The sequence below is a fragment of the Mycobacterium sp. genome, assembly GCF_965277065.1.
Taxonomy (GTDB): Bacteria; Actinomycetota; Actinomycetes; order Mycobacteriales; family Mycobacteriaceae; genus Mycobacterium.
Map to the genome: position 1 here is coordinate 315,395 of NZ_CBDIBT010000019.1, position 14,239 is coordinate 329,633.

General features: G+C 64.7%; 9 protein-coding genes and 2 pseudogenes. 6 read left to right on the forward strand and 5 right to left on the reverse strand.

Translation table 11 applies throughout. The annotated features are described in order from the left end of the window. Window positions 1-185 precede the first annotated feature (185 nt). Together ACQY5A_RS18665 and ACQY5A_RS18670 are read left to right on the forward strand one after the other, a co-directional pair. On the forward strand, window positions 186-650 hold the full coding sequence (locus tag ACQY5A_RS18665) for a hypothetical protein (protein WP_428341825.1): 465 nt from the start codon (window positions 186-188) through the stop codon (window positions 648-650). Window positions 651-704: 54 nt separating this feature from the next. Beyond that, the gene (locus ACQY5A_RS18670) at window positions 705-1,418 is read left to right on the forward strand and encodes an N-acetylmuramoyl-L-alanine amidase (protein WP_428341826.1); all 714 of its coding nucleotides are present in this window, start codon (window positions 705-707) and stop codon (window positions 1,416-1,418) included. A 7-nt stretch (window positions 1,419-1,425) separates the two neighbouring features. On the opposite strand, the pseudogene ACQY5A_RS18675 reads toward ACQY5A_RS18670, so the two are convergent. Continuing rightward, a pseudogene (locus tag ACQY5A_RS18675) lies at window positions 1,426-1,509 on the reverse strand (hypothetical protein); the annotation flags it as partial. A 123-nt stretch (window positions 1,510-1,632) separates the two neighbouring features. Between ACQY5A_RS18675 and ACQY5A_RS18680 the strand changes: the two are divergent. Beyond that, window positions 1,633-2,118, forward strand: coding sequence for a universal stress protein (locus tag ACQY5A_RS18680; protein WP_428341827.1), 486 nt, complete (start codon window positions 1,633-1,635; stop codon window positions 2,116-2,118). Window positions 2,119-2,120: 2 nt separating this feature from the next. Here ACQY5A_RS18680 and ACQY5A_RS18685 read toward each other — a convergent pair whose 3' ends face one another. Further along, a complete protein-coding gene (locus ACQY5A_RS18685) occupies window positions 2,121-3,353 on the reverse strand; it encodes a PucR family transcriptional regulator (RefSeq protein WP_428341828.1) in 1,233 nt (410 codons plus the stop codon). Window positions 3,354-3,441: 88 nt separating this feature from the next. Between ACQY5A_RS18685 and ACQY5A_RS18690 the strand changes: the two genes are divergently transcribed. From ACQY5A_RS18690 to ACQY5A_RS18700, 3 genes are read left to right on the forward strand one after another with little or no spacing between them, the layout of a single operon-like run. Then, on the forward strand, window positions 3,442-4,356 hold the full coding sequence (locus tag ACQY5A_RS18690) for a ferredoxin reductase (protein ID WP_428341829.1): 915 nt from the start codon (window positions 3,442-3,444) through the stop codon (window positions 4,354-4,356). Then, entirely contained in the window at window positions 4,353-4,526 is a 174-nt protein-coding gene (locus tag ACQY5A_RS18695) for a 2Fe-2S iron-sulfur cluster-binding protein (protein ID WP_428343232.1), read from the forward strand. Before ACQY5A_RS18690 ends, ACQY5A_RS18695 begins: the two co-directional genes overlap by 4 nt. A gap of 11 nt (window positions 4,527-4,537) precedes the next feature. Continuing rightward, on the forward strand, window positions 4,538-5,710 hold the full coding sequence (locus ACQY5A_RS18700; RefSeq protein ID WP_428341830.1) for a fatty acid desaturase family protein: 1,173 nt from the start codon (window positions 4,538-4,540) through the stop codon (window positions 5,708-5,710). A gap of 2 nt (window positions 5,711-5,712) precedes the next feature. Here the strand turns inward: ACQY5A_RS18700 and ACQY5A_RS18705 are convergent. The 3 genes and pseudogenes from ACQY5A_RS18705 to ACQY5A_RS18715 all read right to left on the reverse strand — a co-directional run bounded on the left by ACQY5A_RS18705 (window position 5,713) and on the right by ACQY5A_RS18715 (window position 14,040). Next, window positions 5,713-7,132, reverse strand: a pseudogene (locus ACQY5A_RS18705) (SDR family NAD(P)-dependent oxidoreductase). 73 nt (window positions 7,133-7,205) lie between these two features. Further along, a complete protein-coding gene (locus ACQY5A_RS18710; protein ID WP_428341831.1) occupies window positions 7,206-7,586 on the reverse strand; it encodes a hypothetical protein in 381 nt (126 codons plus the stop codon). A 175-nt stretch (window positions 7,587-7,761) separates the two neighbouring features. Beyond that, window positions 7,762-14,040 (reverse strand): type I polyketide synthase, encoded by a 6,279-nt coding sequence (locus ACQY5A_RS18715; protein ID WP_428341832.1) that lies wholly within the window; start codon window positions 14,038-14,040, stop codon window positions 7,762-7,764. Window positions 14,041-14,239 lie beyond the last annotated feature (199 nt).

Genomic DNA, 14,239 nt, shown 5'->3' on the forward strand with positions numbered 1-14,239 from the left:
AGCAGCGTCCGATCCGCGCCGATTCGACGACCGCGATGTCACTCTCGAGGCCTCCTCCACACTCCGATTCGTGTCATTTTCGTTAGGAATGTTTAGTCCAACCGTAATAGAGGGAATTACATGCGTGTGATTTTCCGTTACACGCTGAGGGCAGTCCCAGCCCCGAGCCGAAAAGGACAACCGCAATGAACACAATCCTCTACTTCAGCCCCGACGGAGTCGTTTACGAGACAAGCGCCTACAGCAACGCCGATATCCTCGCGCTTGTTCACGACTACGGGCTGGAAAGTTTGACCAGCGCCGATCGACAGTTCGACTTCTGGTTCACCCCCTCCACCCGGCGGTGCCGGCGGACAGTCAATCGCAGCGCAACCGAAATGCTGCTGGCGACAACTGAGTTCACCGCGAAATCAGTGCCGCTTCTGCACGGCGCGGTCGTGGTCGCCACGCACGATTCCGTTGGTGATCTTGATGGGCTGAGCTGGAAACAACTGGACCTGCTCAGCAAACGCGGTTCCGCCATTTCGCGGCGCGATGACCGCATCCTGAACCGACGGATCAAGCAGGAAGCGCGGCGTCTGGAGAATCAACCATCTGCAAACGTCGTCACTGGCCGGTACCTCGAGCAGCGCATCGTCACCGGGAGCTGAAGCACCGAAGGCGTAACCGACCACAGGTGAAATCGTCATCCGTACCGTGATCCCATGGACGTGCGTCGCGATGTCGTCAATCGTCGTCAACTGCTGAGGCTGGCGAGCAGCGCCGCACTGGCGTCGGCTGCCGGCGCGTGCTCGAGCGCCGCGGCGCCAATTACCCGTCTGACCAGCGCCGAGTGGGCTTTGTTGCTGTGCCGCGAGGCGTGGGGCGCGCGACCCGCCCGCCCCGGCGGCAAGCGGCAAACCATCACTCGGATGACATTGCACCACGAGGCGGTCGTGCTCGGCGATAACCGGAATGCGCCGGGACGCCTGCGCAAGGACCAGCTGTATCACCAAGATCAAAAAGGTTGGATCGACATCGCTTACCACGTCGCCGTGGACCGCAATGGCAACCTGTACGAACTGCGAAGCACTGAGCTGGCCGGCGATACCGCCACCGACTACGACACCACCGGCCATTTCTTGGTGCTCTGCGAAGGAGACTTCGACCAGGAAGCAGTTTCGGAGGCACAACTTCACGGGACCGCCCTGGCGTTCGCATGGGCTGCCCAGAACTTCCACGTCAAGACCGATACGTTGGCCGGCCACCGGGACTTCGCCCAGACCTCGTGCCCCGGGGCGAACCTGTACGCCCATCTGTCGTCGGGCGACCTCAAACGCCGCATCGACACCGTGCTGGCCGGCGGCGGCGTGAACCTCGAGCGCTTCTGCGGACCCGACGCGGTCGCACGGGTCGCGGCTATCGAAGCCGGCGGTTGAGCGGCGATCACCGCGTCGATCTACGCGATTTCCCGGGTTCGCACGCCAGATCATCGCCGTCGACGTCGAGCTCCGGCCGATACGCCGGATCGGTCTACGGGATGCTGGAGCGCTCGTCGGCGCGGGCTGGCTAGTTCACCGCGCAACCGGCCGCGGAGGAGCACTCGGGCCGCTAGTGTCTTCTTGTCGTTGCGGACCGGCGGATGGAGGCGCGATGAGTTATCGGACGATCGTCGTAGGAACGGACGGCTCGGAGTCGTCGCTCAAGGCAGTCGACCGCGCGGCAGCGATCGCGGCGCAGGAATCGGCGAAGCTGATCATCGCCAGCGCGCATCTCGACTCATCGGAAAAGGGCGGCTGGTCACGACCACCCTCCCCCGATCGACTCACCGACGGTAGAGCCGCCGATAGCCTCCGCGGCGAGGGTTATCGGATGCATGGCAGCGCCCCGGTGTACGCGATCCTTCAGGACGCCCGCGTCCGCGCCAAAGCCGTCGGCGCCCACGACATCGAAGAGCAGGCGATCGTGGGCGCCCCGGTCACGGCGCTGCTGCATCTGGCCGACGAGGTGAAAGCGGACCTGCTGGTGGTCGGCAACTTGGGCTTGGGCACGGTCGCGGGCCGCCTGTTGGGATCCGTACCCGACACCGTCGCCCGCAGAGCGAAAGTCGACATCCTCATCGTCCACACCGTCGGATAGGTTCACGCCGCGTCTGATGCGCCTGCCGTTGCGGGGATGGACAGCGCCACAATGAGTTCGAGGACCGCCCGAGGATCGTTCAGCCGTTCGCCGTAGAGCTCGCGGAGTTGGGTCATCCGATATCGCACGGTCTGTGCGTGGATGAATAGCTCGGCGGCCACCGCATCACGCTGGCCTTGGTGCAGCAGCCACGATCGCAGTGTTTCCGCGAGCCTTTCGGCGGTGTTGGGACGCAACTGATCCAGCGGCGCGAGCACCTGGCGACGAAGATCGTCAGCGGCGTCGCGGTCGGCGCCGAGCACGAGCGCGACCAGATGGTCGTCGGTGTCGACGGTGCCGAGGTCATCGCCGAGGTGGAGTCTGCGCGCCTGCACGACGCGATGGTACGACGACTGCACCTGCGTCCAGGCGCGGGGAGGGCCGACCACGGCCCGGCGATCGCGGAGTTCTCGCAGCAGCCGAGCCCGGTTGGGGCCGTGCATGTCTGGGATGAGTAACGCCACGACAGATTCGGAGGAACTGATACCGGGCAGGTCGCCGCTGAGCTGCAACGTGGACTGCCCGAATCGCGACACCACGCCCAGCGTCTGGGCCGACGGGAGTAGTACCGCGGTAAGAGTGTCCGGTGGACGCCACTCGGCGCGCTCGGCACTGACCCGCAGAATCTCGACGGGCACCCCGCTCAGGAGGTCCTGCCCGAGACGGTCGAGATGGCGCCGTCGTTCGCGATCCGAGGATGCCAATTCATCGGTATGACCGGAAACGCTTGCGGCGGAAAGCTCGTCGATGAACTCGAACACCAACTCGGCGAACCGGGCGATCATCGGCGGTGGTAGCCCCCGATCGACAACGGTTTCCGACAGCTCACGCCAGGACACCCGCGCGCCGACGCGATAGGCGGACAGCAGTGCGTCGATGGAACGCCCTTGACGCGCCTCGCCTCGTCCGAGTTCGTACGCACCCTCGAGCGCAGGCGACATCGTCGGTCCGGGATCGGCGTCGCGTGGACGGGCCGCGAGTTGGAGAAAGGCGCTCAGCGCCATCTGGACGGCGCCTTCGATCCTCTGCCCCATCCGCCCGCCGAAGGCATCCGCGTAGCTGGGCACCTCGACGGTGACGGCGGCCACAGTGTGTTCGGCGACAGCGGGCAGCACGCCCTGCAAAGCGTCAACGACCTGGTCGTTCAGCACCAGGCCGGTAACCCGTCGGCCGTCATCTCCGAGAGCTTCGTCCATTTAATTTATTCTTTTCGAACAACTCGACGGCGGTGTTTCACCCTTACTGACCAAGAGTTTATACCCGGAAGCGAGGGATCGTAGTGTCATGACAACAACAGCACCCAAGCCGATGGGCACGCTGCGCGACCGGTTCCTCCAGCTCGCCGAGTTGATCACCACGCCGCTCGTGCCTGCCGACTACCTCGACATCATCAACCCGCTGCGCTCGAGCGCCGACCTGCGCGGCCGGATCGTCGCAATCCACCCCGAGACCCGCGACGCCGTCAGCCTCGTCATCAAGCCCGGCCGCGGCTGGCGCGCTCACACACCAGGCCAGTACGTCCGCATCGGAGTCGACGTCGACGGTGTTCGTCAATGGCGCGCATATTCGTTGACGTCCGACACGGCCCGGGCCGACGACTGCATCGCGATCACGGTCAAAGCCATTCCTGACGGCAAGGTATCCAATCACCTCGTGCGACACGCCACCGTCGGCACCATCGTCCAGCTCGACCATGCCGCAGGGGAATTCACGCTTCCTGCGGTGACACCGCCCAAGATCTTGTTCCTCACCGCGGGCAGCGGAATCACCCCGGTGATGGGCATGCTGCGCAACCTGGCCGAGCACATCGACGACGTCGTGGTGGTGCACAGCGCCCCCACAGCCGCCGATGTGATCTTCGCCGGCGAACTGCAAGCGTTGGCCCGGCAGGGCCGAATTCGTCTGATAGAGAAGCACACTGACACCGACGGCATGCTCACACCGCCGAGCTCGGCGACCTGGTCAGCGACCTGCCCGAGCGTGAGACGTGGGCATGCGGACCGACCGGGATGCTCGACGCGCTCGAGCAGCACTGGAACGACAACGGCATACCCGAGCGTCTGCACACCGAAAGGTTCCGGCCCGCCGTCGTCACCGCCGGCGAAGGAGGGACGGTCACCTTCAGCAAATCCGCGACCGTCCTCGATACCCCGGGCGACCAGACACTGCTCGACGCCGGCGAAGCGGCCGGCGTCCTGATGCCGTCGGGATGCCGGATGGGCATCTGCTTCGGCTGCGTGGCGCCGCTGCGCGAAGGAGCCGTCCGAGACCTTCGCAACGGCGACATCACCACCGCCGCACCCGGTGACGGCGTCCTCATCCAAACGTGTGTGTCCGCCGCTGCGGGCACCTGCGACATCGACCTCTAAGGAGAAGTCCAATGACCACTCTGCAACGCCAGGAACAGAATCCGATCGCCCACCTCACCGATGACGACATCGAGAACCTCGGCCGCGAACTCGACGCGATCCGCCAGCAGGTGCTCGACAGCCGTGGCGAGCGCGACGCCGACTACATCCGCAACGTCATCGACTTTCAACGCAAACTCGAATTGGCCAGCCGCGCGGTGCTGCTGTTCTCATTGTTTCCGCCGGCCTGGCTGGCCGGCACGGCCGGGCTGTCAGTCGCCAAGATCGTCGAGAACATGGAAATCGGTCACAATGTCATGCACGGCCAGTGGGACTGGATGCGCGACAACAAGATCCACTCCACCACCTGGGAGTGGGACAACGCCTCCCCCTCGGACATGTGGAAGCACTCGCACAACGCGATCCACCACACGTACACCAACGTCGTCGGCAAGGACGACGACCTCGGCTACGGCATCATGCGGGTCGACGAAGATCAGCGGTGGATGCCGTTTTACATCGCCCAGCCGCTGTGGAACCTCATCAACGCCTGCTTCTTCCAGTACGGAATCGCGGCCTACGACCTCAAAATCGGGAAGTTCCTCAAAGGCAAGACGGACAACGAGGAGTTCCGCCGTCAAGCCAAGGATGTGCTCGCCAAGATCCGCCGCCAGATGGCCAAGGATTACGTTCTGCACCCGCTGCTGTCCGGACCCTCAGCGCTGACCACACTGACCGCGAACTTGGCCGCCAACCTCGTCCGCAACGTGTGGACACACTCGGTCATCATGTGCGGGCACTTCCCCGAAGGCGTCCAGACCTACGAGAAGAAGTCGATCGACGGTGAGACCCGCGGCGAGTGGTACCTGCGGCAGATGCTCGGCTCCGCCAACATCAGCGGAAACCGGTTGCTGCACTTCATGACCGGCAATCTGTCGTTCCAGATCGAACATCACCTTTTTCCCGATCTGCCGAGCAATCGCTACCAGGAGATCGCACCGAAGGTGCAAGACCTGTTCGAGCGCTACGGCCTGACCTACGTCAGCGGGCCGATGGTCAAGCAAGTCGGCTCGGCGTGGAAGAAGGTGTTCCGCCTCTCACTTCCCAATGATCTGCTGCGCAAGGCCGCAACGGTCAACCCGGCGAACGTCATTCAGCTCGTCTTCCGGTCTGAATCAGCCGAGGTCGACACCAACGCGGCGTAGAGCTACCAGTTGCTCGGCGCGTAGTCCTTCAGGAAGCAGCCGTAGAGATCCTCACCGGACTCCCCCCGCACGATCGGGTCGTAGACGCGGGCGGCGCCGTCGACGAGGTCTAGCGGGGCATGGAAGCCCTCGTCGGCGAGGCGCAACTTGGTCGGGTGTGGACGCTCGTCGGTGATCCAGCCGGTATCGACGGCGGTCATGAGAATGCCGTCCTGCTCGAGCATTTCGCCGGCGCTGGTACGGGTGAGCATATTCAGCGCGGCCTTCGCCATGTTGGTGTGCGGATGTCCCGGGCCCTTGTAGGCCCGGCTGAACTGCCCCTCCATCGCCGACACATTCACGACGTATTTGCGGCGAGCGGGTGAAGCGGCCATCGCCGGACGCAAGCGGCTCACCAAAATGAACGGTGCCGTCTGGTTGCACAACTGAACCTCGAGCAGCTCCATCGCGTCGACCTCGTGCACACGCTGAATCCAACTGTTGATCGACGCGGTGTCGGGTAGCAGACCACCGGCATCGATAGCGGTGCCGGCGGCGATCCGGTCCGGGGACGCGCTGCGGGCGGTAAGGGCCAGTTCCGTGACAGCATGCGGAGTTTGGTGCTCGGCGAGAGCTGCCGGCCAACGCTGCGGGATGGGCGTCGCTGACCCGGTCGAAGGTGACCACGTCGACAAGTTCGGGTGCCGGGGTGCGCTCCGCCTCGACGAGCGCAGCGTAGGAGCCGGGGGCTCGGCGCACCGTTTGGGCGGCGTTGTTGATCAGAATGTCCAGCGGGCCCTGCGCGGCGACGGAGTCCGCGAGCGCGACCACCTGAGCCGGGTCGCGCAGGTCGATCCCGACGATGCGGAGCCGATGTAGCCAATCGGCGCTATCGGGCATCGCGGCGAAGCGGCGCACGGCGTCGTTCGGAAAGCGCGTAGTGATCGTCGTGCGGGCGCCATCGCGGAGCAACCGCAGGGCGATGTACATGCCGATCTTGGCGCGGCCACCGGTGAGCAGGGCGGTCCTACCGGTGAGGTCGGTGCGGGCGTCGCGCTTGGCACGGTTGAGCGCGGCGCATTCCGGACAGAGTTGGTGATAGAACGCGTCGACGACTGTGTAGCGGTTCTTGCACATGTAGCAGGCACGTGACCGCAGCAACGTTCCCGCCGAGGCCCCGACCGCGGTGGACACCAGAGGCAGGCCCGCGGTTTCGTCGTCGATCCGGCCGGGTGCGCCGGTGGCAGTGGCCGCGGTGACGGCTTGGTCTGCGGCTGTTACCGCGTCACGCTTGGCATGGCGGCGGGCCTTCTTCACCGCCTTGAAAACGCCCGCGGTCGCGCGGCGCACGGCGACGGCATCGGGGTGCTCGGGCGGCAACGACTCGACGTCGGCCAGCACCTGCAGGCACGTGTCGAGCTTGTCCGGGTCGATCGCGTTCACCGTCGAAGAGTACGGGGCTTGCGCACGATCGGCGAAACTATGCGGTGCCGGCCGTTTGATGATTCCCTTTGCTTTACGGCTTTCTTGATCTACGGGTCAGACCCAAGATCCCGGCCGCCACAAAGGGCACCGGGGAGAGCGTGGCGATCATTGCGCTTTTGGAACCGACTAGCGGCGTGCTGCGAAGACCGGTAACGAAGTCGGCCCCATCACTAGTGAGTCCAACCGTTGCCCACCGTCGCAATTCGCCTTCTTCGCCGCGCGCCCAGGCCACACAGGCGCCCGAGCCGAGAACCACATCGCGGATCCCGATGGTCCGCATGAGTAGTGTTTCGGTTCCGGAACCTGGCGAAAAGATCCGGCTCGGCACCAGGATCATTGTCGCTCCCACGGCGACGCGGGCCGCCCCGACCATTGCCAGAACCGAGGTCGATGCCTGGGCCTTTTCGCGCATCACGGCCCGACCCTACTCACATTGTGCGGGCAGAGTCGCAGATGCGTGGATGTGCGCCCGGAGGCGGAGCAACAAAATCCTCAGATGCTCGGCTAGCGGCTTTTGGACATCTAGAGCAGGATTTTGGCGCTGTACCCCAAAGTCTCGCGCCCCTTCGAGCGGCCTGTTCAGGGATTCAGGTTCTGGTATAACAACGATCCGATTCACACGTCAACGAGAATTCTTGTGGGTAAACGGATTTCGTCGTTGAACGCGGTGCGCCATCGTTCCCATATTCTCCCGCGGGTGGAAGCCCGCGCGTGTTAAGTGCACTCACCAGATACCGGGCCAACGCCTTCGGCGTCGGATGGTCGAAGACAGAAGTGGGGGGCAGCTTCAAACCGGTCGCCGATTTGAGCCGATTCCAGAGCTCGACCGCGCCCAGTGAATCGAAGCCGAGCTCCTTGACGAACTCCTGGTCGGTGCCGACTGCATCGACGGAGTCGTGCCCGAGTACGGCGGCCGCGTTTGAGCGGACGATGGCAAGCAATTCGTGTTCCTGTTCGGAAGGGCTCATCGCCGCAAGCCGCCCTCGGAGATCGGAGGAGGACTCGACTGCGGCAACGGACTGGGCGGTGCGCCGTGCCGCACGGATTAGACCGCGGAAGATTGGTGGCAGCCCCCCAACCGCCGAATGAGACCGGATGGCGGGGAGATCGAACTGTGCCGGAACGACGAACGAGCGCGCCTGCCAGAGTGCAGCATCGAAAAGCGCGACGCCGTCCGCCGACGACATCGGGATGAAGCCGCCGCGCCTCATACGCGCGCGATCGCGTTCGTCGAGATGGCCTGTCATTCCGGTTGCTTGCGCCCACCACCCCCACGCCATAGAGACACCCGGCAGCCCCAGCTGCCGGCGATGCTGTGCGAGCGCGTCGAGGAATGCATTGGCAGCCGCATAGTTGGCCTGGCCCGCGGAGCCGAGAACACCGGCTGCCGACGAAAACAGTACGAACGCCGACAGGTCCGCGGACGCGGTGAGCTCGTGCAGGTTCCACGCCGCATCGATCTTCGGACGCAGCACCGTGTCCAGGTGACGGGGCGTCTGCGCCGCAAACACGGTGTCGTCGAGCACTCCTGCGGCGTGGATGACGGCGGTCAACGGACGCTCGAGTGGTATCCCGGCCAGCAGTTCCTGCAACGCATCTCGGTCCGCCGCGTCGCAGGATTCGATCCGTACGGACGCACCGAGCCCGGTGAGCTCCGACTCGATCGCGGCGGAATTTTCGGCCGCGCGGCCTTTTCGGCTGATCAGCAACAGGTTGCGCGCACCGTGACGAGTTACCAGATGCCGGGCAAGCAGCGTCCCGAGCACGCCGGTACCGCCCGTGATCAGCACCGTGCCTGCGGGATCCAGCGGCGTGGGCACGGTGAGCACCAACTTGCCCACGTGGCGGGCACGGCTCAGGAATCGGTAGGCATCCGATGCCTGTCGAATGTCCCACGAACGCAGCGGAAGCGGACGCAGCTCGCCCGTCTCGAACAGCTTCACCAGCTCGCCAAGCATCTCGCTCAAGAGTTCCGGAGCGACGTCGTCGACGAGATCGAACGCTTGATAGTGAACACCCGGATGCCGCGTCGCCACCTCGCCAGGGTCTCGGATGTCTGCCTTGCCCAGTTCGACGAATCGGCCGCCGCGCGGCAAGAGTCGCAATGACGCATCGACGAATTCTCCTTTCAGGCAATCGAGTACCACGTCCATACCCGCCCCGCCGGTTGCCACGGAAAACTTTTGCTCGAAGTCGAGAGATCGTGAGTTCGCGATATGGTCATCGTCGAACCCCATGCCGCGCAATGTTTCCCACTTGCCAGGGCTGGCCGTGGCATATACATCGAGGCCCCAGTGCTTGGCTAGCTGCACCGCCGCCATCCCAACGCCGCCGGTGGCGGCGTGCACTAGCAACCGCTCACCCGCGCTGACGTGGGCAAGGTGGGCCAACGCGTAGTACACGGTGAGGAAAACCGCGGGTATCGACGCTGCCTGTGCGTAGGACCACCCTGAGGGGACGCACGCGATCCTCCGGTGATCCACGACGACAACGGGTCCCGCGCCGAAGAACTGACCCATCACCCGGTCGCCCGGCTTGAACCCGAGCACATCGTCTGCGACCTCGAGAACGACGCCGGAACCTTCGAGGCCGACGTCGTAGTCCCCCGGGTCACCCAGGGCGATCAGGACGTCACGGAAATTCACACCGGTGCTACGCAGAGCCAGACGCACCTCGCCGGCCCCGAGGGGGCGCTTGGATTCGGGCCACGGCCGCAGGGCGACGTTCCGCGAGTCCAGCGTGCCGTTGCCGAGGGTAGCAAGTCGCCAGGTGCCCGACTCGACAAGTTCAGCGCCCTTGAGTGGCTCGGCACGCACCAGCCGAGGGGCGAAGCACACACCGCCACGGAGCGCGAGTTGCGATTCGTCACGGCTGGCCGCTTCGGCGACCGCAACGTCGGCACTGTCCCAGTCGTCGATGTCGGCCAACAAGATACGCTCCGGGTTCTCGGTCTGTGCGCTCCGCAACAATCCCCACACTGCGGCCTGGGCGAGATCGGTGACATTTTCGGATGAGTCGACCGCGATCGCCCCGCGCGTGAGCACCAGCAGTCGCGCGTCGTCTTCATGGCAATCGTTCGACAGCCAATTCTGTACCCGATCCAGCGCATGCGCCAGAGTTCGGCGGGTGTCATCGGCGACCGTGGCATCGTCCACAATTGTTGTCGGGCAGCGTAATACGGTGACGTTATCGGCGATCGGGCCGCCTGCGCCGCCGTTGGACGGCGCGAGGGTGACCCAATCCAACCCGTACAGAGCGTCATCGGTATCAGTGTTCGCCAGCAACCGACTCGACGAAACCCCTAGCAGCGCAAGTGAATCGATACGCCCAACAAACGCCCCGCAGCTGTCCATCAGTGTAATAGCAACCGTGTCGTTGCCGACGAGCGTGATGCGGGCGCGAAGCCGGGTTGCGCCGGCGACATCCAGCGACACGCCTTTCCATTCGAACGGCAACCTGGTCAGCGCTGATTCGGCGAGGATTCCGCCCGCAGCGATGCCGTGCAGGATTGCGTCAAGCAGTGCCGGATGCAGACCGAACCGGCTCGCATCGGCTTTCGTCTGCTCCGGCAACTCCGCCTCCACGAACACCTCGGCGCCACGGCGCCACGACGAGTGCAGGCCACGAAATGCCGGGCCATACTGGTATCCAAGCGCGGCCAATTGGGCATACAGCTCGGAAACATCGATAGGTTCCGCGCCGGCCGGCGGCCATGGTTCGATCTGCGCTGTGTCGGAGGATGCCGAAACTGGCGAAAGTACGCCTATGGCATGGCGAGTCCACCGGCGGTGTACGCCATCGTCTATCCGCGAATAGATTCGGATCGAACGTTCGCCGGAGTCACGCCACGCACCTACGATTACTTGCACTGCTACACCGCAGTGTTCGCCGACGATCAACGGAGCCTGCAGAACTAGTTCGTCCACCCGCGGGCATCCGGCGTGGTCGCCCGCGTGTAATGCCAGCTCCACCATGGCCGCACCTGGCACCAGCATGACATCGTGCACTTTATGGTTGGTCAGCCACGGATGGGACGCGAGCGACAAGCGACCGGTGAAGATGATTTCTTCCGAATCTGCCTGTGCCACAATAGCTCCGAGGAGCGGATGGTCCGCGGTGGCGACACCGAGACTGCTCGCGTCGACGGATTCGGGCGCGCTGTCCAGCCAGTAGCGCTTCCGTTGAAAGGGATAGGTGGGCAAGTCGATGGAACAGGCGCCGGCGTCGTCGAACATGCTCACCCAGTTCGGTGACTTCCCGTATACATGTGCCTCGGCAGCCGACAACAGGAACCGGCGCATGCCGCCTTCGTTGCGTCGAAGTGTCCCGACCACGCTGTGCTCGTCGCCATAGTCATCTAGTGTCTCCTGGATGCCGGCAGTCAGCACCGGATGCGGACTGGATTCAATGAACGTGTGATAGCCGTGCTCGGACGCCCATCGAACGGCCTGTTCAAACAACACGGGTTGGCGCACATTGGCGAACCAGTAGTCGCCGTCGAGGCACGACGTGTCCAGCCCGGCACCGGTGACCGCGGAGATGAAAGTGACATCGCCGCTTCGCGCCTGCAGCCCAGATAGCGACTCGCGCAGTGTCTCCCGCAACTCCTCCAGCTGGGCAGAATGCGAAGCGTAATCGACGGGAATCCGGGTGGCCGGCACCTCGTCCCGCTCGCATACCGCCATGAGCTCGTCCAGCGCCGCCGCGTTCCCGGTGACCACTGTCGAAGACGGGCCGTTCTGCGCGGCAACGGAAATCGATTGATCCCACGGTTCGATGAGCGGGTAAACCCGTTCGACGGGTTGCTGGATCGAGACCATGCCACCGGATCCGGCGATCGTGCTGATCGCCTTGCTACGCAAGCAGACCACCTTCGCTGCGTCTCGCAACGACAGCGCACCTCCAACGTAGGCCGCGGCGATCTCGCCCTGCGAGTGGCCGAGAACGGCGTCGGGCTGGATTCCCAGGGCTCGCCATTGCGCGGCCAGCGATACCATGACGGCAAACAGCACGGGCTGCACCACGTCGACCCGGTCTAGGCTCGGGGAGCCGCCGCGCACGGCCTTGAGTAGTGACCAGTCGACAAACTCGGCGAAAGCGGCATCGCAGCAAAGCATCTGATCGGCGAACGCCGGTGCGGTGTCCAGCAGTTCGGCCGCCATGCCCGTCCACTGCGATCCCTGGCCGGGAAAGACGAAGACCGTTCTCCCTGCGACCGTGGCCTTTCCAGTTACCACATTCGGTGCGCAAGCGCCGGAGGCGATCGCCGCCAACCCACTCAACAATTCGTCGTGTTGGCCGACCACAACCGCGCGGTGGTCGAACGACGCCCGGGTGGTGACCAATGAGTAGGCGACATCGTTCGGATCCGCGTCGGTGTGCTGCTCGACGAACCGCTGCAAGCGAGCCGCTTGCTCGGTCAATGCTGACGCCGACTTAGCCGACAACACCCATGGCACGACCGGCGGACGCTTGGGAGCCAACTCCAGAGGCGCCAACTCCGCGGGCGCCTGCTCCAGTATCAGGTGGGCGTTCGTTCCGCTGATGCCGAACGCGGACACCCCGGCACGTCGGCGCCGCCCGGTCTGGTCCGGCCACGGGCGTGCGCTACCGACCACCTCGATCGTCCCGGGCGACCAATCCACCCGCGGTGTAGGCGAATCCAGATTCAACGTCGCGGGCACTGTCCCGTTTCGAATCGACTGAACGATCTTGATCACTCCGGCGACACCGGCCGCCCACTGCGTATGACCGATATTCGACTTGACCGAGCCGACCAGTAGCGGCCGCGCGGCCACGTGCGCTTCGCCGTAGGTTGCCAGTAGCGCCTTCGCCTCGATCGGATCGCCGATCCTGGTGCCAGTGCCATGCGCCTCGACCACGTCGACGTCACCCGCGGTCAGGTCCGCATCGAACAGAGCTTGTCGAATCACCCGCTGCTGCGCTGGACCGCTCGGGGCGGACAGCACATTGGAGGCTCCGTCTTGTCCCAGGGCGCTGCCCCGGATCAGCGCCAGCACTGGGTAACCGAGGTTGCGCGCGCGCGACAGTCTGGCCAGCACCAGCACGCCGGCGCCCTCCGCGACGCCAAACCCGTCCGCCGCCGCAGCGAACGGCTTGGATCGGCCGTCTTTGGCCAACGCACCCTGCCGACCGAAGCCGATGTAGATGCTGGGCGAGCACACCACGGTTGCACCCCCCGCCACCGCCAAGTCACACTCACCCGACCGCAACGATCGCACGGCAAGATGCACCGCAACCAGAGATGATGAGCAGGCAGTGTCGACCGTCACCGCCGGCCCCTGCAGCCCCAGTGTGTAGGCCACCCGACCCGACGCGACGCTGATCGCGGTACCCGTCGTCAGGTAGCCGGCGAATCCCTCCGTCTCCTCCGTCTCCTCGCAGATGCGCGGGCCGTATTCCTGAGTGCACGCGCCGATGAACACGCCGGTATCACTGCCGTGCAATGAACTCGGGTTGATTCTTGCTCGCTCCAGCGCCTCCCACGTCGCCTCGAGCAGCAGTCGCTGCTGCGGGTCCATGGCTTGGGCTTCACGCGGACTGATCCCGAAGAACGCCGCGTCGAAATCAGCCACATTCTGCACGAACCCCCCGGTGCGGACGTATGTGGCCCCCGGTGCGTCGGGGTCGGGTCCGAACAGGGCATCAAGATTCCAGCCCCGGTCCGTAGGAAACGCCGAGATCGCGTCGCATTCGTCGGATAACAACTGCCACAGGTCATCCGGAGAGTTGACCCCTCCCGGAAATCGGCAACCGATCCCGAGAATGGCGATCGGCTCGCTGGGCTCATGCCTGTCTGCCGCAATGCGCCCCGACTGTGGACGCAGCCGGTCTTCAGTGGCCATTTCTTGCGGTATTCATCGTCGTTACTCCGTTCTGTGGCGGAAGGATCGCACGCCGTCGGGTCGAGACCCGCGGTGGAAATCGTCCCGCGCATGCAGTGCCACGAGCGCAGTACCGCGCTACTGCAAAAATGGACTGGTGGTTCGCACGACGCGCGACCGTTGCCGTCTATGCAGAAAGAAGTGGGACAGCTCACTATTG